The organism is Chloroflexota bacterium, assembly GCA_014360805.1.
Taxonomy (GTDB): Bacteria; Chloroflexota; Anaerolineae; order DTLA01; family DTLA01; genus DTLA01.
Map to the genome: position 1 here is coordinate 1 of JACIWU010000058.1, position 20,869 is coordinate 20,869.

Annotated in this window: 11 protein-coding genes; 10 read left to right on the forward strand and 1 reads right to left on the reverse strand. The window is 66.9% G+C overall.

The window, feature by feature from the left end; translation table 11 throughout:
- The coding region (locus tag H5T65_10240; protein MBC7259616.1) for a VCBS repeat-containing protein at positions 1 to 2,358 on the reverse strand (2,358 nt) is incomplete at its 3' end.
- Between the two features lie 672 nt (positions 2,359 to 3,030).
- On the opposite strand from H5T65_10240, the gene H5T65_10245 reads away from it, so the two are divergent.
- The 10 genes from H5T65_10245 (at position 3,031) to H5T65_10290 (ending at position 20,356) form a co-directional block, all read left to right on the forward strand.
- Entirely contained in the window at positions 3,031 to 3,951 is a 921-nt protein-coding gene (locus tag H5T65_10245) for an ABC transporter permease (protein MBC7259617.1), read from the forward strand.
- Between the two features lie 130 nt (positions 3,952 to 4,081).
- On the forward strand, positions 4,082 to 6,508 hold the full coding sequence (locus H5T65_10250) for an ABC transporter permease subunit (GenBank protein ID MBC7259618.1): 2,427 nt from the start codon (positions 4,082 to 4,084) through the stop codon (positions 6,506 to 6,508).
- A 100-nt stretch (positions 6,509 to 6,608) separates the two neighbouring features.
- Positions 6,609 to 7,805, forward strand: coding sequence for a PD40 domain-containing protein (locus tag H5T65_10255; protein MBC7259619.1), 1,197 nt, complete (start codon positions 6,609 to 6,611; stop codon positions 7,803 to 7,805).
- 72 nt (positions 7,806 to 7,877) lie between these two features.
- Positions 7,878 to 12,737: a M20/M25/M40 family metallo-hydrolase gene (locus tag H5T65_10260; GenBank protein MBC7259620.1), complete on the forward strand. Its 4,860-nt coding sequence runs from the start codon at positions 7,878 to 7,880 to the stop codon at positions 12,735 to 12,737.
- Between the two features lie 133 nt (positions 12,738 to 12,870).
- Entirely contained in the window at positions 12,871 to 13,665 is a 795-nt protein-coding gene (gene heR, locus H5T65_10265) for a heliorhodopsin HeR (GenBank protein MBC7259621.1), read from the forward strand.
- A gap of 438 nt (positions 13,666 to 14,103) precedes the next feature.
- Positions 14,104 to 15,192 (forward strand): L,D-transpeptidase family protein, encoded by a 1,089-nt coding sequence (locus H5T65_10270; GenBank protein ID MBC7259622.1) that lies wholly within the window; start codon positions 14,104 to 14,106, stop codon positions 15,190 to 15,192.
- A 106-nt stretch (positions 15,193 to 15,298) separates the two neighbouring features.
- Positions 15,299 to 17,611, forward strand: a complete 2,313-nt coding sequence (locus H5T65_10275) for a DEAD/DEAH box helicase (GenBank protein ID MBC7259623.1) — start codon at positions 15,299 to 15,301, stop codon at positions 17,609 to 17,611.
- 7 nt (positions 17,612 to 17,618) lie between these two features.
- Positions 17,619 to 18,779 carry a PrsW family intramembrane metalloprotease gene (locus H5T65_10280; protein MBC7259624.1) on the forward strand — a complete coding sequence of 387 codons (1,161 nt, stop codon included), beginning with the start codon at positions 17,619 to 17,621 and terminating at the stop codon, positions 18,777 to 18,779.
- Complete coding sequence (locus tag H5T65_10285; GenBank protein MBC7259625.1) at positions 18,776 to 19,651, forward strand: alpha/beta fold hydrolase; 876 nt, start codon at positions 18,776 to 18,778, stop codon at positions 19,649 to 19,651. The genes H5T65_10280 and H5T65_10285 overlap by 4 nt, the downstream gene beginning before the upstream one ends.
- Positions 19,652 to 19,684: 33 nt before the next feature.
- Complete coding sequence (locus tag H5T65_10290; GenBank protein ID MBC7259626.1) at positions 19,685 to 20,356, forward strand: hypothetical protein; 672 nt, start codon at positions 19,685 to 19,687, stop codon at positions 20,354 to 20,356.
- The last annotated feature ends 513 nt before the right edge of the window (positions 20,357 to 20,869 follow it).

The following is a 20,869-nucleotide window of genomic DNA, read 5'->3' on the forward strand; positions in this document are numbered from 1 at the left end:
CAAACCGTCCCACCCTTCATAATCGCGCCTGATGGACGCGATTTCAAACACACGCAGGTCAAACACCCGAATCCGATCGTCCGAGCGGTCTCCGTGGATGAACTCGGCCCTTCCATCGCCGTTCACATCTCCCACAGCCAGTCCATCGCCCCCTTCAAAATCGCGCGCGAAGGACAGGACCTCGGTTCCGCTCATGTTGAACACGCGAATCCTGTCGGCGGAACGGTCTCCCTGGACGATCTCGGCCCGACCGTCCCCATCCACATCGCCCACCGCGAAGCCATCATACTCTTCAAAGTCAAGGCCGAACGAGCGCTCAAGGTTCCCCCACTGGCCCAGGATGTGGACTACATCGCCCCGATCTCCGTGGACGATCTCGGCCCAGCCGTCGCCATCCACGTCTCCCGCTGCCAATCCGTCGTTTTCCTCAAAATCCAGTTGGAACCCCCCAGACACGCCGGCCACATAATACGCATCCCCGCACCAGGAATAGTCATAGGGCACCAAGCCGTATCCGTTAGACCCAGGGATGTGATCCTCGGGCGAAGGCCAGCCTGCGCCCCAACTGTTTCGGATGATCCACACATTCATGGCATCGTCCCAGCCGACGATCACGATGCAGTGGCCGCCGCCACAGGCTTGGAGCGGCCCATGGCACAGGAGCGCCCTCTTGATCGCCGTCCGGTCGCTGCCCACGTGCCCGTAGTCCGCGATCGTCCACAATCTGCCCGTCCAGCCAGCGCACCGGACGCAACCGCATGGATTGGCGCACGCGCCACCGCTGCAGTTGCAGAGACAGGGAGCGTCAGAACCCCGACAAGCCCCCGACTGAAACGGAAAACAATCCTCATCCACAACGCCCAAATTCCTCACGTGCGAGAACGTGTCCCTTCGGGCATCTTCCGAAGCCTCGCGCCCTTCGCAATCCGCGCGGGAATAGCAGCCGGAGATCAGATCTTGCTCCGACAAATCTATCGCTTGGCCGGTCTCCACCACGTGCGTCAGGTCCATCGCGCCGATGGTGGCAAATGCCCAGCATCCGCCACAGGTTTGCTGGTTTCTCACCGGAGGAAACGTGTAGTAGTCCCGCCAGTCAAAGCGGCTGGGCAATGTGGACATTTGGCAGCGGTCGCACGGCGGGCAACGGCCCCCGCAATCAATCCCCGTCTCGCTACCGTTTCGGATTCCATCAAAGCAACTCCCAACGGGCGTTGGGGTGCGCGTGGGTGTGCGGGTGGGTGTACGCGTGCGGGTCGGTGTTCGCGTCGGCGTGCGCGTGGGCGTGGGCGTCGGTGTGCGCGTGCGCGTCGGCGTGAGCGTCGGCGTGCGGGTCGGCGTGCGCGTGGGCGTCGGTGTGGGAGTGAGCACACCCCGGAAGCGGTAGTCCTCCGTCTCGCCGTAGGCCCAGCCCTTCTCTGGCCCGCTCCCATCGGCATCTGGGGCTTCTTCATCGCTGATTGTAATGCGCACCCACAGGTCTTGGCTCGGGTCAGGATTGTACACCAGGAACTTGGGCGTCGTCATCTCATAGAAGCCCGGTTTAGTTGGCAAGCTCACCACCTCGTTCTTGACCGCCCACTCGGGTGCCGGTATGTCGCCTGGGCACAGCGGGACTTCGCCCCACTGCCCATTGCGGTCCCAGTCCAGCCACACGTTGAGATAGACTTCCTTCGGCGCGCCAGCCCGCACGGTTACCGCATACTCCAAAACGATCGCCTCGCAGTGAGGCAGGCTGGCGGGCAGTTTGAGGCCATCATCCCGGCGGTCCAGATCCGCCATGTCTTCTTTCGGATTGATGTTGTTCTCGCCGTCCGCGTCGGGGCCGGTGTCTGCCTCCTCCTCCCTGCTGATGGACTCGCCCAGGTAGAACAGCAGGGTTTCATTGCGGTGCAGCGGGCCGGCCCGTCCACCGACGGCGCTCGCGAACACCGTCGGAAACTCCGCCTTGACCCCCGGATACGCGCTCATTGCGTAGCCGAAGGAGTTGGTGCTGTCGGGCGCGTCGCCCAAGTCGGGAATGTCGGCGGGCGTGCGGGTGGGTGTACGCGTGCGCGTGGGGGTGCGGGTCGGTGTACGCGTCGGCGTGCGCGTGGACGTGGGAAACTGCAGGGCCTGCTCGTAGTAGCAATCATCCCCCATGTACACGCGACGCTCGGAACCGCCATTCAGGGTGGGATGCTGATCATCACTAGGAATGTCGCCAGAGGTGTAGAATGGGATCGCACCACGCATGGCGCCACCGATGTCCGGCCCGTCTGCCTGTCCCTCCGGCGCCGCCCCCTGGGCATGCGCGAACACAGCGCCCAGGGCCAGCAGGAACACCACCATACCGCCAACGAATGTCCATCTGCCTTTCATCGTGCACCTCCTTCACAATCTTAGCCCAGAGATCTCCGACGATTGGCCCGATCCGATGTGTAGCAGCGAGAAGCCTTTGCTCTCCGATGGCCACTTCTTTGCGGCGTCGCAGCCGCGAGGAAACCCGAAAAGCGGGGCCGGATGCGTCTACTGCCCGGCCGTCATGGGTGCAGCGGATTAGAGCGAGGGCGGCGCGAGGGCGACCAGCGAGGTCCGCGTCCCACTCTCAGACAGACTGCAATCTTTATAACATATCTTTGCGCGCATGTCAAGTCCCGCAAGCACCCGGCAGTAGGGCAGGTTTCCGTACCGGCCCCTGCCCTCGGCGGCTATGGAAAGCCGCCCTACGAACCCTGATTCACCGCGGAGCGTGCGGAGACCACAGAGATTTACGCTGAATTCTCCGCGTTCTCGCCGGTCTCCGCGGTGAGAATACTCGTGCGACGCACTTCCGGAAGTGCGTCGCACCTATTTGGCGGCTATGGAAGGCTGCCCTGCGAACTGTCTCTACCTCACCCATCCCCACCCCGGCCAAGCACCGCCGCCTCGCAACGGCGGATGTTCGGCGGGTTGAACCTGCGGCTTATGCCAGGCGTATTTATTGTGAGCGCCCTTGCCAGAAAGCGCCCTCCCGCATATACTGGATGCATAGCGACACGCACAGGGAGTCCGATGATCCGATTCGCGCTCAAACGCCTGGCCTTCATCCTGGCGGTCAGCCTGGGGATTGTGTTCTTCGCGTTCTTCGGGATGCGCATGGCGCGCAACTCCACGTCGCCCGCGCCGTCGTACAACCCGCTTCCCGCCGCCGAGTACGCATGGACGTCCACCGTGGACTACGTGGGCAATCTCCTGCACGGCGACATGGGTACCATCACGGTGCGCTCGGGGCGAACGGCGCGGCAGGTGAGCGTGGCGCAGATGATCGGCGACACCTACCCCAAAAGCATGGGCCTGCTGCTCATCTCGCTCGTAGTCGCCGCGCTCATCGGCATCCCCGTGGGCGTGTTTGCGGCCATCCATCGCCGGTCGCCGGTGTCGCTCGGGACGATGACGCTGACCCTCATCGGGGTCTCGGTGCCCAGTTTCTTCGCGGCGGCGCTGCTCCAAATCGCCGAAATCTACTGGTTCCGGGCCACCGGCGTGCGGCTGGTGCCGGTCGGCGGGTTCGGGTGGGACGCCCACCTGGTCATCCCGACGCTGGTGTTGGCAGCGCGGCCGCTGGCGCACCTGGCCCGCATCGCCTACATGAACTTCTCGGACATCCTGGAGCAGGACTACATCCGAACCGCCCACGCCAAAGGGCTGTACGACACGATGGTAACGCGCGGCCACGCCTACCCGAACGCAGCCGTGCCCATCCTGACGGCGCTGGGCGTGTCGCTTCGGTTTGCACTGGGAAGCCTGCCCGTCGTGGAGTACTTCCTGGGGTGGCCGGGCATCGGCGCGGCCTTGCTGGACGCCATCCGCAACCGCCAGGACATCGGCGTGGCGGGCATGGCCCTCGTCATCGGGCTGACGTTCATGCTCGTGAACTTGCTGCTGGACATCTCGTATCGGTATGTGGACCCGAGGTTGAAAAAGAGCCTATAGCCCATAGCCCATAGCCATCAGCCATCAGCCGTCAGCGGTCGGCGACCATCTCTACCATACAGTTGTCTGTGCGCTGATCGCTGAACACTGATTGCTGACTGCTAACCGCCCAACCGCCAAAGGTTTTCGCATGGCACGACTTTCGGATGCGATCAATTCCATACGCAAGCGACGCCGCGATGCCCCCGACGCGCCCGTCCGCACGGGGCGCTTCCGCTGGCGGCTCATCACGCTGAACTTCCCGTTCATGGCAGGGATGCTCATCGTGCTGTTCCTGCTGGCGGTGGCCGTCGTCGGGCCGCGATTCGCGTCGCAGAACCCCTACCTGTCGGCCCAGCGCTCGTCCGAGATGATCAACGGCCAGTTGGTCTTCCCGCCCTTCCCCCCATCCGACGAGTTCCCGCTAGGTTCGGATCAGTGGGGGCGGGACGTGTTGAGCCTGCTCCTGTACGGCGCGCGCAACACCCTCGTGGCCTGTCTCTTCGTAACCATGGCGCGGCTGCTGCTGGGATTCGGGCTGGGAGCGGTAGCCGGCTGGCGGTCAGGCGGGCTAGCGGATCGCCTCATCATGGGCATGGTGGAAATCCTGTCCTCGCTGCCCATGCTCCTGACCGGCATGATCCTCATCCTGGCGCTGGACATCCGCAGAGGGCTGTCGGCATTCCTCATCGCGCTGTGCCTGGTGGGTTGGGGCGAGATCGCCCAGTACATCCGCAGCGAGTTTGTGAGCCTGCGCGAGAAGCCCTTTGTGGAAGGCGCGCGGGTCATCGGCCTCACCGAGGGCGGCATCATCGTTCGGCACATCCTGCCCAACGTGCTGCCGGCGCTAGTGGTGCTCACCCTGCTGGAGATGGGCGCCGTGCTGATGATCCTGGGCGAATTGGGATTCGTGGGCGTGTTCATCGGCGGCGGCGCTCAGACGGAGGGGTTCGGCGGGACGGTGGCGATTGCCGACGTCCCCGAGTGGGGGGCCATGCTGGCCGGCGCGCGCGCCTACATCCGCACCTCGCCGTGGATGGTCTTCTGGCCGGCCATGGCCTTCTTCGTCGCCGTGTTGGGCTTCAACCTGACGGGCGAGGGGCTACGGAGGATTGTGCGCGAGGCCGGGGTCAATACCGCCGCGCTCATCTCCAAGCGCATGGTGGTCGTGGTGGCCGCCATCACGTTGCTCACCTGGTACATCGTGAGCCAGATCAGCCCCGGCGTGTCCTACGCCAAACTGGCCAGCCAGTTTGACGCCGACAGCGCCCAACAGCACGCGGCGCGCATCGTGGAACTCCAGCAGGCCGACCCGGGCTTCGGCACCGAGGGGGCCAAAGCCGCGGCGGAATACATCGCGGCGCAGATGCAAGCGTGCGGCGTCTTGCCTGCGGCGGGCGGCCAGAGTTACCTGCAGCCGGTAACCCGCGTCGTTGCGCCGCGCCGCAGCGCGCCCGTGCTGGAAGCCGAGGCCGCAGGGCAGACCGTGGCCCTGGCGCACGGGGCCGACTTCGGCGAGCAGGTGTACCGCCACGGCGGCTCGGGCAGCGCCGACGCCCCCCTGACCTTCGTCGGCTTCGCCCGCCAGAACGTGCCCTACGCCCAGTTCCGTGGGCTGGACTTGCGCGGGCAAGTGGCGGTGGTTCTGGCCAAGAACATGCCGGCTGCCTTTGATACCGAGGCGCTGATTCGCGGCGCGCGGGCCATCCTCGTCATCACCGACGATGCCGCGCCTCACACCGACTGGGCGGCGGGCGAGCCCGGCTTCATGGAGAAGCCCACCTTCCCCATCCTGCACGTGCGGCCCGAGGCGGCCGACCGCCTGCTGCAATTGGCCGGCTTCACCGTGGCCGACCTGCAGGCGCAGGTGGACGAATTCGCCGCGTCATCCGCCGAACGCCCCTGGTTCGCCCAGCCGTTGGCCGTGCAGGTGCGCGTGCGCGTGGAGTTGGGCCAACCGGAAGAACGAACCGGCTACAACGTCCTGGGCATCCTGCCGGGGAACGACACGTCGCTGGACAAGGAGGCGCTCCTGGTGTCCACCCACTACGACATGCCCGAGCCTGACCCTGGCCGCCCGTTCCTCACCGCCAGCGACGGCCCCGCGGGCGTGGGCATCCTGCTGGAAATCGCCCGCCTGTGGCAGGCCGAGCAGTTCAAGCCGCGCCGCACCGTGCTCTTTGCGGCATGGGCAGCGGGGTATTCCGACACGTCCGGCGCGCAAACATACCTAGCCGAGTTCACGCCCTACCGCTCGCTGGAGCGCAACGCGGTCATCCACCTGGGCAGCGTGGGGGCGGGCGACGACGCTCTCGTCGTGGATGCGAAGAGCAGCACCCTGGGCGGCCTGCTGGAGCGCAGCGCCCAGGTTGCGGGCGCTCCCATCGCCAGGGGAAGCGCCTGCGCGCACGCCTACTGCAAGGAACTGGCCGAGAGGTCGGCGACGCTGGCCTGGCATGGGGGGCCCACCGCCTTCCGGGGCGGCGCGCCCGATGACGCGCAGACGACGGCCATCGGCAAGGTGGGTCAGATCGTCAACCTGGCCCTCATCACGGCCAGCAGGCAGTATCACTACTAGCCGATGGCCTTTCGCCGATAGCCTTTCGCCTTTGGCATTGACCGACGGCGAGGGGCTACAGGCTAACGGCTAATGGCGAACGGCCAAAGGCTAATGGCTTATGAGTAACGAACGACCGCCAGACAAACTGAATACCCTCCTCGCCCGCATCGTCGTCGCGCTGGGGGCCTGCGTGCTCCTGAGCGCCGCGGCCGTCGCGTACCTGTGGCTGCGGCCCGCGTCGGAGGCGCAGGGCGTGCGGCAGATCGCCTACGCAGCCACCGGCACCGGGGGCAGCCTGGACTTGTTCCTGGCAGACGCGGCGGGGCAGAACATCCGGCCGCTGACCCAGACGCCCGAACACGAGGCTTGGCCCGTGTGGTCGCCCGATGGCAAGCAATTGGCCTTCGTGCGCATATCCGCGCAGTCGGCTCGGGCAGGCGGGGTTGACCAGAACGCCGGCGTGTACCTCCTGACGCTGGAGGGAGACAAGCCCGTAGAGCGGCGCATCGGTGACATGTCGGCGCTTGGCTGGCCCGAACCTGCCTGGTCACCCGACGGGCGGCGCGTCGCCTGGCTGCGCACGGTGCTCCCCGGCCGCGAGGGCGGCCCCATCACCAGCGAGTTGGTCATCGTGAACGTGGCCACCCTGGCCACCGAGACCCACCCGCTCACCCCCACCGTCAGCGCGACCGGCGTGAGTTGGGCGCCCGATGGCCAGTCGCTGGCCCTGATCGCGTACATGGGGGTTGTCAGCGTCCCTCCGGGGCGCGCGCCGACTTTGCCGGAGAGCGCGCCTATCCCCATCGCCGCCTGGGTGTACAACGTGGCCAACCGCACGCTGTCGCCTGTTGCGTCGGATGCGACGCGGGTGCGCTGGTCGCCGACGGGCGAGTGGCTGGCGTACACCGACGCCGAAAAGGGCAACGGGGTTCGGCTGGTGCGGCCCGATGGCACAGGCGCCTACGCGCTTCTGGATCGGGGGTACGTCATGGATCTCGCCTGGTCTCCCGATGGCGCGAGATTGGCGGCAGCCGTCTGGGACGAGAGTCAGGCCGCGTATGTGTTGTACATCTACACGATAGAAGACGGGACGGCCACCGTGTTCCCAATCATGGGCGACCGCCAGTCCTCGCCGCAGAGTCTCGCGTGGTCTCCCGATGGGGTGTATCTTTCCTACTCGCTTTTCTGGCAGGGGCCGGGCTCGCTGCCCGATGGAAACCTGTGGATTCTGGACACGAGAACCGGCGCCGTGTTCGCGTTCCCGGACAGCCCGGGCCTGGAGGGCCTCGCCGTGTGGAGACCCGGGAGCCATTAGCCTATAGCCATTAGCCAACGGCCGACATAAGCCAGGCTAATGGCTGATGGCGGAGAGCCAAAGGCTGACATCATGAACCGACTACGCAACCTCAACCGAAACGTGCTCATCGCCCTCATCGCGGCGCTGCTCGTCGCGGAGGCAGGGCTTATCTGGGCGGGCGCGCAGGCGCTCCGGCGTTCGGCTGCGCCCATGGCCGCGGCCCCCACGGCCGTCGCCGGCAAGCCTCGCCCCACCGCGACGCCCGCGCCGGGCAAGCCCACGCCCGCCCCTGTGGAGACGCCCGCCGTACAGCCCGTGGTGCGCGAGCCCGGCCCGGCCGTGGCAGGCGGCGACTTCCTGGCCGTGGGGCGCATGTTTGACGCCGAACAGGCGATGGACTTCGTGGAAGCATTGTGCGCGCCGGAGTTGGGCGGCCGCCAACCCGGAACGAATGGCGGGCGCGCCGCAGGCGACTACATCGCCCAGAAGTTCCAGGAGTTCGGTCTCCAGCCCGCCGGAACCGACGGCTACTTCCAGCCGTTTACCGTCCCCTTCGCCGAAATCACCGCCGTCCCGACGTTCGTCTTCACCACCACCGCCGGCGTCGTGTACGACGACTTCGTGTACCGCGAGGACTTCGCCTTCGCCTGGGGTGGCTACGCCGGCGGCGGAACGGCGGACGGCCGCGTGATTTGGGTCAACGAGTGCCGCGCAGAGGACTTTCGCGGCGCGGACGTGGCGGGGCAAATCGCCTTCTGCAAGTTCTCGGCCAGCGACGAGGTGTACCGCCAAGCCCTGGAGCACGGCGCTAGCGGGCTGATTCTGCTCACCGAAGCCGAGAGCCGCGTGGACCGGCTCCGCACGTACCGCCAGCCCAACTACCTGCCCGACAGTTTGCCCACGCTTCTGGTGCTGCCCCAGGTAGCCCAGGCCCTTCTGAGCGACAGCGGCTACACGCTGGACGACCTGTCCCTGCTGTATCGCCCCGTGGAACTCAACGTGCAGGCGCACTTTGAAGTGCACCTCAACGAGCCAGGGGAAGCGCAGGCCCGCAACGTCCTGGGCGTGTTGCCGGGCCGCGACCCCAACCTGCGCGACAAGGTGGTCATCATCGGCGCGCACTACGACCACCTGGGCAGCGACGCCAACGGCGACATCTACCGCGGCGCCAACGACAATGCCTCGGGCACGGCCGCCCTGCTGGAAATCGCGCGCTCCTGGCAGCAGGCCGGCTTCGTCCCCGACGCCACGGTGCTCTTTGCCGCGTGGGACGCCGAGGAGCAGGGGCTGCTGGGCGCCGAGCACTACGTGCAAAACCCGCGCTATCCGCTGACCGCCACCCTCGGCATGATCCAGATGGACATGGTGGGATTGGCGTCCGATGGCGTGTTGACGCTGGACGGCTCCGACAACGCCGTGGGGCGGCAGTTGCAGGCCAGCGCTGCCTTGTTCGGCGTGCAGACGGGCGAGGTGTCCTTCCAGGGCGGGAGCGACCACGCCGCCTTCCTCCGCGCCAACGTCCCTGCTGCGCTCCTCATCTGGGACAACGCCGACGTGCCCTACTACCACACGCCGCAGGACACGCCCGAAACGCTCCAGCCCGAACGCCTGCGCCAGGCCGGCGCCATTGCCTCGCACGCGGCCATAGCGCTGTCCACGGTGGGGCCGCGGCTGCGCGCCCTGCTGGACGCCCAGGCCCGCGCCATCGCCGCCGGAGACGCCCAGGCTTACGCCGCCACGCTGGACCCCGCCGACGCCGAATTGCGCGCCGCCGGGATGGACTGGCTCGCCACGCGCCCTGCGGAAGCCCGCCAGGGCTACACCCTGACCGTGAGCAGCCTGCTGGTGTCGGGCGACAAGGCCCAGGCCGAAATCACCGCCGCGTCCGTGGACAAGGACGGACGCCGATCGGTGCTCGCTTCGTACCCGGCCCAGATGGTGCGCCGCGGAGCCGAGTGGTACGCCACCTGGCCCGTTGCGGCCGTGGTTCAGGCGCCCGCCATGACCGTGCAGATGGTGCGGCAGGACGAAAACGATGCGGAATGGGCCAACCGCCTGGCCCAAGCGCGACTCCGCGCAGCCCTCGCGCTCGGCCTGCGCAATCCGCAGCCCGTTACCGTAACGGTGTACCCCGATGCAAACACCTTCGCGTGGCTGGCCGGTGCGGGCACGGCCGCCTACTCGCCCCTGCCAGGATGGCACATCTCGCGGACCGAAACCCTCACGCCCACGGCCGTGAACATGGTGCGCGCGGAGTTGGGCATGCCCTTGCGCGAAGGGGCGTGGCTTGGCCTCGGCCTCGTGCAGTGGGTAGAGACGGCCGGCGACCCCGACGCAAGACGTGCCCGGTCCCTTGAGATGACGCCCCTGCTGGACGGCACGGTCTCGGCCCAGCAGGTGCTCACCCTCACGGCCGAGGCCCTGGACAGCCGGAGCGCCGCCGTGGCCTGGAGCCTGACCGAGTTCTTCATGCAGACGTATGGGACGGACGGCCTGCGGAAGTTCTGCGCGGCCTGGGGCCGAACGGGAGCGCAAGAGGGGGCCTTCGCCGCCCTGGGCACGACGCCCGAAGCGTTCGCCCAGGCGTGGGAATCCGCGGTGCTTGCCCCGCTGACCCAGGCGCGCGCGGGCATAGACGAGGTGCTGAGCCAACGCGAGCAGGCGGTCCAGGCCGGCGACAAGGCCGCATTCCTGGCCACCGTGAACCCCGGCGACGCCGCGTTCCTGGCCGAAGAGGGCCACTGGTTTGACGATCTCGCCAGGCACCCCGTGAGCGCCTACACGCTGAAGGCGCAACTCGTCGCGCTGGACGAACGGGGCGCGCTGGCCAACCTGCAGACCGCCGCCACGCTCAAAGACGGCGGCAAGACGGTACAGGCGTCCTACGCGGCCCGATTCATCCGAGCGGGCGACCGCTGGGTGCTGGCAGGGCCTGATTGGACGGTGGAGCAGGGCGAGCACTTCGTGGTCAAGTACGCCGCACCCACGACGCAGGACGTGGCCCTGTCGGTGCTCAATGCGGCCGAACGGGCCTTCGCGCAGGTAACGGGCGACCTGGCCCACGCGCCCGCGTCGCCCACCGAAATCAAGTTGTACGACGACCAGGCCGTGATGCTGGCATCCATCCCCCCATCCGCGCCCTCGTGGGTCAAAGGCTGGTACGAGCCGGGCGAGGCGATCAAGTTGTGGGTCGGCGCCAAGGGGATGGATTTCGCGAGCGTCATCGCCCACGAGTTCACGCACCGCGTCCTGTTTGACCTGGGCGTTGACCTGGAATGGCTGCACGAGGGCGTCGCCGTGTTTGAGGCCATGCGCGCGGCCCCGGAGTCGGCCGCCTCGCTCCAGACGCGCTATGTGCCCGCTGTGCGCGAGGCGCAACGCACGCAGAAACTGCTGGACTGGGCCAACATGCCCACCTACTCCAACCTGAACGAACAGGACACGACCCTGTACTACGGCCAGTCCTGGATGTTCGTGGACGAGTTCGTGCGCCAGTTCGGGATGGACAGCCTGAACCGTCTGCTTCGGAGCCTGGGCGAGGGGCGCGGATTTGCGCAGGCGTTCTCGGTGGCGGCGCGGATGCCGTTCTCCGAGTGGGAACCGCAGTGGCAGGCGGCGGTGCGGCTGGGCGGCGTGCCGGCGGAACTGATCCGGGCGGCCCAGGCCTTCAGCGCCGACCGCGCGCTGGACATCGTGCGCCGCCTGGCGTCGCCGGAGTACGCGGGCCGCAGGGCCGGAAGCCCAGGCGCCGAGGCCGCCGCCCGCTGGATCGCCGAACAGATGCAGGCGCTCGGCCTGCAGCCTGGCGCGCCCGACGGCTCGTTCTTCCAGGCCGTCCCCGTCGCCTACGCGGAACTCGCAGGCGTGCCCGTGCTCCGCTTCAGCCAGACCGTTACCGGCGGCGAGGTGGCGCTGGTCTATGGCGTGGATTTCCGCGAGGCGGCGGGCGGATGCGCCGGAGGCGGCGATGTGGCGTCCGACCTGGTGTGGCTGCCGAAGGGGTTCCCCGAGGGCGTGCGCCTGGGCGGTCGCGTCGCGCTCAAGTATCAGTCCGCAGACCCGGCAGCGGAGGCCGAGGCGGCACTCACCCATGGCGCGGGCGGCCTCATCCTGGTGGTCAAGGACGCCGCGCTGAACATGCGCGAGCGCACCGTGCCCTCGCGGGCGATGGAGGCGGAGACCATCCCCGTGGCGCAGATTCAGGAGAGCACCTGGCGCGAGATGATCAAGATGGCGGGGCTGACGCCCTACGAGGCCAACAACGCCCCCCGCGCGCTCCTGCTCCGCCTGCAGGCGCAACTGACCGTCCCCTACAGCGCGCCGCAGACCGCGCAAGCCCTGACCGTCGTCGGCGTCCTGTCGGGCGAACGCGCAGATGCCCGCCCGCTCATCATCGGGGCGCACTACGACGGCGTGGGCGCCACACCGGATGGAACGCAGTACCCGGGCGCCAACAAGAACGCCTCGGGGGTAGCCGTCATGTTGGAAGTGGCGCGGGTGCTGGCCGAAAGCGGATTCCGCCCGTCGCGGCCCGTCTATTTCGTCGCCTGGGGCGCGGAGGAGGCCGGGCTTGCCAGTTCGCGCTTCTACGCCGACCGGCCGATTGTGCCCCTGGACGAGATGATGGGCCTGCTGGAGTTGGACACGGTGGGCGCGGCCCGCAGTTACTACCTGAACCTGGAGGGCGAGAAGGATGGCCTGGAGGCGACGCTCCTGTTCAACCTGCGCCTGGCCGCCGACTTGCTGGACCGGCGCGTGTCGCCCGAAGCGTACAAGGGCGGCAACACGCACGCGTCCTTCCGCGATAGGGGCGTCCCCGCCGTGCTCCTGTTCTGGCCCAACGCCGAGTATCTCCACACCCCGCAGGATGCACCTGACACGCTAGACCCGTACAAGTTGGCTACCACCGGAGAGGTTACCGCGCTGGCGGCGATGATGCTGGCCAGGTAGGACGATCCCAAATTCCCCACGGGCCCGGTGGCTCCATCCGCAGGAAGTGGACTGAACAAGTCGCATTTGACAGACGGCGCGTTGCCCTGTACAATGACTTGTAGGTTCTACTCACATATACTCTGAAAAAACTATGGAGGGAGACGCCATGAGCAACAAGACCCCCGAACAAACCTACAGGGGCCTGCGCCGGTTCAACCTGGCGATGGGGTTCCTACACCTGATCCAGGGCGTGCTGATGATCCTCATCAGCAACGACACCACCTACCCGATCTTCACCAATTTCCTGAAGTTTGACCGCGCCACGTTCTCTCTGACGCCTGACCCCAAGTTGTTCGTGAACCTGCCGTTCGGGCCGGCGGTGGCCATCTTCCTGCTTCTTTCGGCGGTGGCCCACTTCTCCCTCTCCACCTTCGGCTACAAGTGGTACGTGAGCCACCTGGAGCGGAAGATGAACCCGGCGCGCTTCTACGAATACGCGCTGAGTTCCTCGTGGATGATTGTCCTCATCGGCATGTTAGTGGGCCTGTGGGATTTGGGCGCGCTCATCCTCATCTTCGGCGTGAACGCCACCATGAACCTGTTTGGTATCATGATGGAACTGCACAACGAGGGCAAGGAGCACGTGAACTGGACGGCGTTCATCTTCGGGTGCATCGCGGGGATCATTCCCTGGATTGTGATCACGATGTACTTCCTGGGCGCGGTCAATTCGGGCGACGCAAAGCCACCGGCCTTTGTGTACGCCATCATTCCCACCATCTTCGTGTTCTTCAACATCTTCGCCGTGAACATGTTCTTGCAGTACAAGAAGGTGGGGCCGTGGAAGGACTACCTGTTCGGCGAGCGCATGTTCATCGTCCTGAGCCTGCTGGCCAAGACGGCGCTGGCATGGCAGATCTTCGCGGGCACGCTGGCGCCGGTATAGACATCGGCCTTGCGGTGGCGCCAGCCGTCTGAATACCACGCGAAAAGCCCATGGGCGGGTGCGGCAACCCGCCCATGGGGTATTCCAGGCGCGCGCTGGCTCGGCGTGCTAGAGACAACGTCCGGAACACGAAACCCACGAAACACCACGAAAGGCACGAAACGACTTCCGCGTCTTTCGTGTCTTTCGCGCCATTCCCTTGCGCTCGCAATGGGTTGGCGGCACAACGCCCAGACACGTAGGGCGGCTTTCCATAGCCGCCGGAAACAGGGGGCAGGTATGGCAACCTGCCCTACACTCAATGCGTTTCATGCTGCCGCTCATCGGTCTGACCATTTCCACCGAAATGCATACACTACCCAGCCTGGCATGGCATTTGCAAGCCTGGCCGTGATGGAGTAAGATTCGCTCACGTTGCCGCCAATGCCGAGATGAGACATGTCTGACCAGCCAACGAATGCGAAGCGCCGCGGCGCGAGCGGCGCAGGCGACCCACGCCTTGCCGAAGCGGTCGCCCTGGCCACCGCTGACCGCAGGGACGAGGCGCGAGCCTTGTTCCAGGCCATCCTCGCCGACGACCCCGACAACGTGGAGGCGCTCCTGTGGATGGGCGCGCTGGCCGACAGGCCCGAGGACAGCCTGCGGTACATCGGGCGCGCCGTGCAGTTGGCCCCGCACAACGCGAGGGCGCGGGCGGCCCTGCGCTGGGCGCGAAAGCGCGCGCCCAACGCCGGCCAGCCCGACCGGCGCGCCGCGAATCCCGTTCGCCCTGTCGCGGCGGCTCCGGTCGTGCGCCCCGCGCAAGGCGTGCCGCGGTACGTGGGGTGGATTCTGGCCGCGCTCCTCGTCGTCCTCGGTGCGGGCCTGATTTGGACGCAGACCGACTGGCCCGCGCAGGCTTGGGAGGCGGTGTTCGCCACCAAGACGCCGACGGCCACGCCCACGTTCACGCCCACGAACACCCCGACCCAGACGCCCACGCCGACGAACACACCCACTGAGACGCCTACACCCACCCCCACCGATACGCCGACCCCCACGCCTACCGAGACGCCCACGCCCACGGCCACGCCTGTGCCGCCCACGCCGACGCGCCGCCCGCAGCCCACGGCAGCGCCGCCCCCCGAAGTTGGGGCCGGCGAGAAGTGGATTGACGTGGATTTGTCGTCGCAGCGGCTGGTGGCCTACGAGGGCGACCGTGCGGTGTACTGGGCGATCATCTCGTCCGGCCTGCCGGCCACGCCCACGGTCAAGGGCCGCTTCAACATCTACGTCAAGTACCGAAGCGCGCCCATGTCGGGCCCGGGCTACTACCTGCCCAACGTGCCCTACATCATGTACTTCTACAAGGGCTATGGCCTGCACGGGGCCTATTGGCACAACAACTTCGGCCAGCCCATGAGCCACGGGTGCATCAACCTGAAGATAGCCGACGCCAAGTGGCTGTTTGAGTGGACGACGCCCTACGTGCCGCCAGGGGCCAACAGCGCCTGGGGCACGGGCACCCTCGTCGTCATCCACGACTGAGCGCAGACGTCCGCAACTTGCGCCCGTGGCAAAACGCGGGTAAACTCACATCTGACCTTGCGTTGCTGCGCCCATCCGCGCACACCTGCGATTGCCGTTGGATGCTGTGAACAGCCGAGAGTTCATTGACCATCTGAAGAGTCTCCCGTTCTACCGCGGGCAGATCGTGCACCAGGAGCACATCCCCGCGCGTCCGGCGCGGTACGGGCAACTGGACCGCCCGCTCCCGAAGCCCCTGGAGCGCGCCGTGGCCGAGATCGGCGCGTCGCGACTGTACACGCACCAGGCGCAGGCCATAAACGCCGCGCGCGCAGGAGAGGACGTCATCCTCGCCACGTCCACGGCCAGCGGCAAGACCCTGGCCTACAACGTGCCCGTGCTGGAAGCCGTCCTCAACCAGCCCGAGGCCCGCGCGTTGTACCTGTTCCCCACCAAGGCGCTGGCCCAGGATCAACTGCGCGCCCTGCGCCAACTGACCGAACAACTGGGCGGCCCCGTGTTCGGCACCTACGACGGCGACACGCCACAGGGAGCGCGGACGCGGCTTCGGCAGCGCGCCGCCATCATCCTCACCAACCCCGACATGCTCCACGTGGGCATCCTGCCCAATCATGGGTTGTGGAGCCGTTTCTTCGCCAACCTACGGTTCGTCGTCATTGACGAGGCCCACATCTATCGGGGCATCTTCGGGTCGCATGTGGCCTGCGTCCTGCGGCGGCTCCTGCGGGTGTGCGAGTTCTACGGCGCGCGCCCGCAGTTCATCCTGTGCTCGGCGACCATCGCCAACCCGGGCGAACACGCCTGTCGCCTCACCGGGCGCGACGACGTCGTCGTGGTGGACGACGACGGCTCGCCCCAGATGAGCAAGGAATTCCTGCTGTGGAACCCGCCATTCTTGGACAGGGCCATGGCCGCCCGGCGCAGCGCCAACGCGGAGGCAGCCTTCCTGTTCGCCGAGATGGTCCAGCACGGCATCCGCAACATCACCTTCGCGCGGACGCGCAAGATCGCGGAACTCATCCTGCGCTACGCCCGCGAGTCGCTGCAAGAGACGCGCCCCGACCTGACGTCGCGCGTTTCCGCCTATCGCGCCGGCTACCTGCCCGAGCGGCGGCGCGAGATTGAGCAGGGGCTGTTTCACGGTCGGTTGCTGGGCGTAACCGCCACCACCGCGCTGGAACTGGGCGTGGACGTGGGCGCGCTGGATGCGACGGTTACCGTCGGCTATCCGGGCACCATCGCCAGCGTCTGGCAGCAGGCGGGACGCGCGGGCCGCGGCAAGAAGGATTCGCTCTCCATCCTCATCGGCCTGGACAACCCGCTGGATCAATACTTCATGCGCGAGCCCAAGGAACTGTTCGGGCGCAGTCCTGAACATGCGCTGATTGACCCCAGCAACCTGTACCTGCTGCAACAGCACTTGCCGTGCGCCGCGCATGAGCGCCCGCTGACCAACGATGACGAGCGCCTGTTCGGCCCCACGTTCGCCGAAGCCATGGCCCAACTGGAGCGGCAGGGCGTCCTGGAATATCGCAGCAACCGATGGTTCGTCGCCGGGGCGCGCTATCCGGCGGAGCGCGTCAACATCCGCTCCATCTCCGGCTCCATGTTCGCCCTCCTGGACGAGAGCAACAATTACCGCATGTTGGAGCAGGTGGATGGCGCTACGGCCATGTTCCGCATCCACCCCGGGGCCGTGTACCTGCACCAGGGCGAGACGTACCTGGTAACGCGCCTGGACCTGGACACGCAGACGGCCTATGTTCGCCCGGTGGATGTAGACTACTACACCACGCCGCGCGAGATCAACGACGTGCGCATCGTGCGCTCGTGGCAGGCGCGGCAGTTCCCCACGTGCGACGCCTACTACGGCCAGGTTCGCGTTACCCAGCAGGTCATCGGGTACAAGCGGGTGCAGCAGTACACGGAGACGGTGCTGGACAACGTCCCGCTGAACCTGCCGCCCCAGTCGTTCGTAACCTCGGCCCTGTGGTTTAACGTCCCCGAGGAGATCATGAAGCAGGTGGTGCGGGCCGGGCTGGATTTCGCGGGCGGGCTCCACGCGCTGGAGCACGCGAGCATCGGCCTGCTGCCGCTGTTCGCCATGTGCGACCGACTGGACATCGGCGGGCTGTCCACGCCGTGCCACGACGACACGGGCCTGGCCCATGTCTTCATCTACGACGGGCATCCGGGCGGCGTGGGCATCGCCGAAAAGGGATTCCAAATGCTGGAACGGCTTTGGGAAGCCACGCGCAAAACCATCGCCGGCTGCCCCTGCCAGGATGGCTGCCCGTCGTGCGTGCAAAGCCCCAAGTGCGGCAACAACAACGAGCCTCTGGACAAAGCCGCCGCCATCGCTATACTGGACATGCTGATGCAAAAACGGGGTGCAGGCGAGCGCGTTCCGAGACTGTGAGGTACGCTTGGGCAACGACACGCTGAAAACCATCGGCTTTGTCGGAATGATCGTGGTGGGGGCGGCGTCGGTGTTCATGCCGCCTGTCGTCGTGGGCCTTCTGGCCCTCGCGTCGGCCTACAACGGCACGTACCTCGGCGACTTCACAGGACTCTGGGCGGGGCTGGCGGGGTTGAGCGCGCTGCTGGGGGGCTGGTTCATCGTCCAGGGCGCGCGTGGCCTGCGCGGGCGGCCGTCGTCGCCCTTCCGCCTGGCGCGCCCGTGGGTCTGGGTGGCTCTCCTGGCGTTGACCGTCATCCTCATCGCGGCGACGCCCTCGGACGCGCCCGCGGCCGGCCTGATGAAGGTTCTCGCCGCGCTCCTGCCCGGGATGGCGCTCCTGGCGTTCGTGAGCCGACGCCTGGCCGGCGCCCACGAGCCGCCCACCTGGCGACAGGTGGCCGCCCAGGTCAGCGCCGCACTCACCGTCTCACTCGGGTGGAGCATCTTCTGGGAGGTGCTCGCGCTGGTGGGGCTTGTGCTGATGGTGGGCATCGCATTGGCCCTGCTGCCCGACGGCGCGCAACAGATGGAGCAAATGGGGGAGCAGTTCTCCGACCCGAGGTTCATCGCCAGCGGCGAGTTCCTGCGCCAGCCGGCAGTGCTGGCGTTTCTCCTTGTGCTCATGGCAGGCTTCGTGCCCATCATAGAGGAGGCCGGCAAATTGCTGGCCGTGGGCGCCCTGGCCCTGGCCCACCGGCCCAGCCGCGCCCAGGCCCTGGCGTGGGGCATCGCGGGCGGGGTAACGTTCAGCGTCTATGAGGCGGCCTTCGCCGACCCCTTCTCGGGCGCGGTGGCCAGCATCGCGATCCTGCGCGTCGGCGCCATGCTCATCCACGCGAGCACCGCAGCCCTCACGGCGTGGGGGCTGTGGGAGTGGCTGCGGCGGCGACGCCCAGGCCGCTTCGCGCTGGGGTTGACGCTCGCCGTCGCGCTCCACAGCACCTGGAACGTGCTCGCCATCGTGGCAACGGCGCTGCAAACGGCGGCGGGGTCGGCGTGGGCCACCGGCCTAATGGCGGCGGTGTTCGGGCTGTTGAGCATGGGCGCGGGCGTCGTTCTCGCGCTCGCGCTGGAACCTTCGCGGTTGGTACACGTCTTGCACATAGAACGAGGTGAGGACAGATGATCGCGGCTTTGGCTGCACTTGCCGTTGTGGCCATCGGCATCGCGGCTGCGGTCTGGTACGCATCGGATCAGATCGTGCGGCGCAGGCGGCCCGACAGGACGGCAAATCCGGCGGAGTACGGCCTGGAGTACGAAGAGGTTACCTTTACAAGCGAAGACGGCATCCCGCTGCGGGGCTGGCTGATACCGGCCCAGGAGGCGCGGCGCGCCGTGATTTTCCTGCACGGACACGCGGGAAGCATGGATCCGGACCTGAAGTACGCGCCCTGGTTCCACGAACGGGGCATCTCGGTGCTCATGTTTGACTTTCGGGGGCACGGGCGCAGCGGCGGCCGGTACGTCAGCATGGGGTACTTTGAGCGGCGCGACCTGCTCGCCGCGGAGAGGTTCCTGCTGGGGCGGGGCTACACCCGAATCGGCGTGCTGGGCTTCTCCATGGGCGGGGCGGTAGCCATCAGCGGCGCGCCGCTCTCCCAGAACATCCGCGCCGTCGCCGCCGATGGCTCGTTCGTCTGGTTGCGGGATGCCATCTACGAGGGAATGCGCGAGCGCGGGATTCCAGGCGCGCCGGCGAAATGCTTGGCATTCCTGGCGGTCAAGTTGGCCGACTGGCGGCTCGGCGCCGACCTGGAAGAGGCCGACCCGGGCCTGTGGGCCAGCAAGGTCGCGCCCAGGGCGCTGCTGCTGATCCACGGCGAGCAGGACCCGTACACGTCCACCGAGGAGGTGCGGGCCATGTTCGCATCGGCGGGCGCCCCCAAAGAACTGTGGGTTGTGCCCGGCGCAGGCCACCGCAACGTGGATGAAGTGGAACCGGAGGCGTACAAGCAGAAGGTGTTGGAGTTCTTTGAACGCTACCTTGGGGAGGAGTAAGCGGAGGCGCACGGTTGCGCGGGGAGGAGATACATGAGAAAGTGGACCATCCTAATTCTGATCCTGGGCATCGTGATGGCGCCCGGGTGCAAGCCCGCCACGGAAGACCAACTGACCTACGTGGCCCCATACGAGATGGGCGTGGCCGCGGGCGACTACCTGCCCGGCACGGGCATCCGCTACGTGGGCCAGACCGACAAGGGCGCGCACCTCACCATTGACGGCCAGGATGCCTACAAGCAGAAGGGCGACTCGTTGAACTGGTCCGGCAAGCCGGTGGGAAACGCCAAGATGGACTTCTCGGGCCGCGTCGTCTGGTACACCGAGACCACGTGCCATATCCTCGGCTCGGCGACCCTGACCATATCCAAGCCTACGCCCCAGACCGTGCCCAACATTCCCGAGGCCCCCCTGCGCTATCGCGCCATCGTAACCTACACCGTGGACAAGGGCAAGAAAATCCCGGGCTCGTTGGTTACGTACAAAGGCAAAGCCGACAAGGGCGCCGAACTGGACGGCGTAGAGGGCTATCCTTACCGCAAGGCCGGCGACTCCATCGTGTGGCAGGGCAAACTGAAGGATGGGGTCTATGTGGTCATCAACGTGCGGGTGGTGTTCTACACCAATTCCGTACTGCAGGTGGCCGGAACAACGGAGGTGATCCTGGTCCCGCCTGGCGCGGCCGGGAGCGGGTTTCGGGAATAGCCGTCAGCCATCGGCATTCAGCAGTCAGCAGTCAACAACCATCTATCAGCGGCTTGGCTGCAGCCTCGTTTCTGAACGCTGAATGCTGACCGCTGTCCGCTACCACAGCCTCAAATCGCGGGGCCGGATGGGATAGGCTCCGGCAGCCCGCGTATGAGAGAAAGGGCACTCCCACCGGTGCCCTTTTGTTTTTGTCCAGATGCGATTCCACAGGCAGGGCGAGAAGCGGGTACGAGCGCCGTCCCCTCTCCCGCCGGCGCAGAGCGGGGACGAGGCGGTGTGGTTGGCCCACCGCGCCGCGCGGGGCTAAACCCCCGCGCTGACGGAACAAAGCCCCCTTCGGGGGCTAGCGCCAGCCCGCGGCCGAGCGCCGTCCCCTCTCCCGCCGGCTTCAGGGGCGGACAGGCAGGGGGAGGGGATCTTTTCAGAAAGCAAATAATGTGGCATGATGTCCCCCACAACCCCACACAAGGCGAAAGGAGACATCATGCCACGGACTGAAGTATACCACGA

Bases quoted from the DNA above. Each gene is read 5' to 3' on its own strand.
- H5T65_10255 (MBC7259619.1), top strand. From the start codon at position 6,609: ATGAGTAACGAACGACCGCCAGACAAACTGAATACCCTCCTCGCCCGC.
- H5T65_10250 (MBC7259618.1), top strand. From the start codon at position 4,082: ATGGCACGACTTTCGGATGCGATCAATTCCATACGCAAGCGACGCCGC.
- H5T65_10285 (MBC7259625.1), top strand. From the start codon at position 18,776: ATGATCGCGGCTTTGGCTGCACTTGCCGTTGTGGCCATCGGCATCGCG.
- H5T65_10270 (MBC7259622.1), top strand. From the start codon at position 14,104: ATGTCTGACCAGCCAACGAATGCGAAGCGCCGCGGCGCGAGCGGCGCA.
- H5T65_10245 (MBC7259617.1), top strand. From the start codon at position 3,031: ATGATCCGATTCGCGCTCAAACGCCTGGCCTTCATCCTGGCGGTCAGC.
- H5T65_10260 (MBC7259620.1), top strand. From the start codon at position 7,878: ATGAACCGACTACGCAACCTCAACCGAAACGTGCTCATCGCCCTCATC.
- H5T65_10290 (MBC7259626.1), top strand. From the start codon at position 19,685: ATGAGAAAGTGGACCATCCTAATTCTGATCCTGGGCATCGTGATGGCG.
- heR (MBC7259621.1), top strand. From the start codon at position 12,871: ATGGAGGGAGACGCCATGAGCAACAAGACCCCCGAACAAACCTACAGG.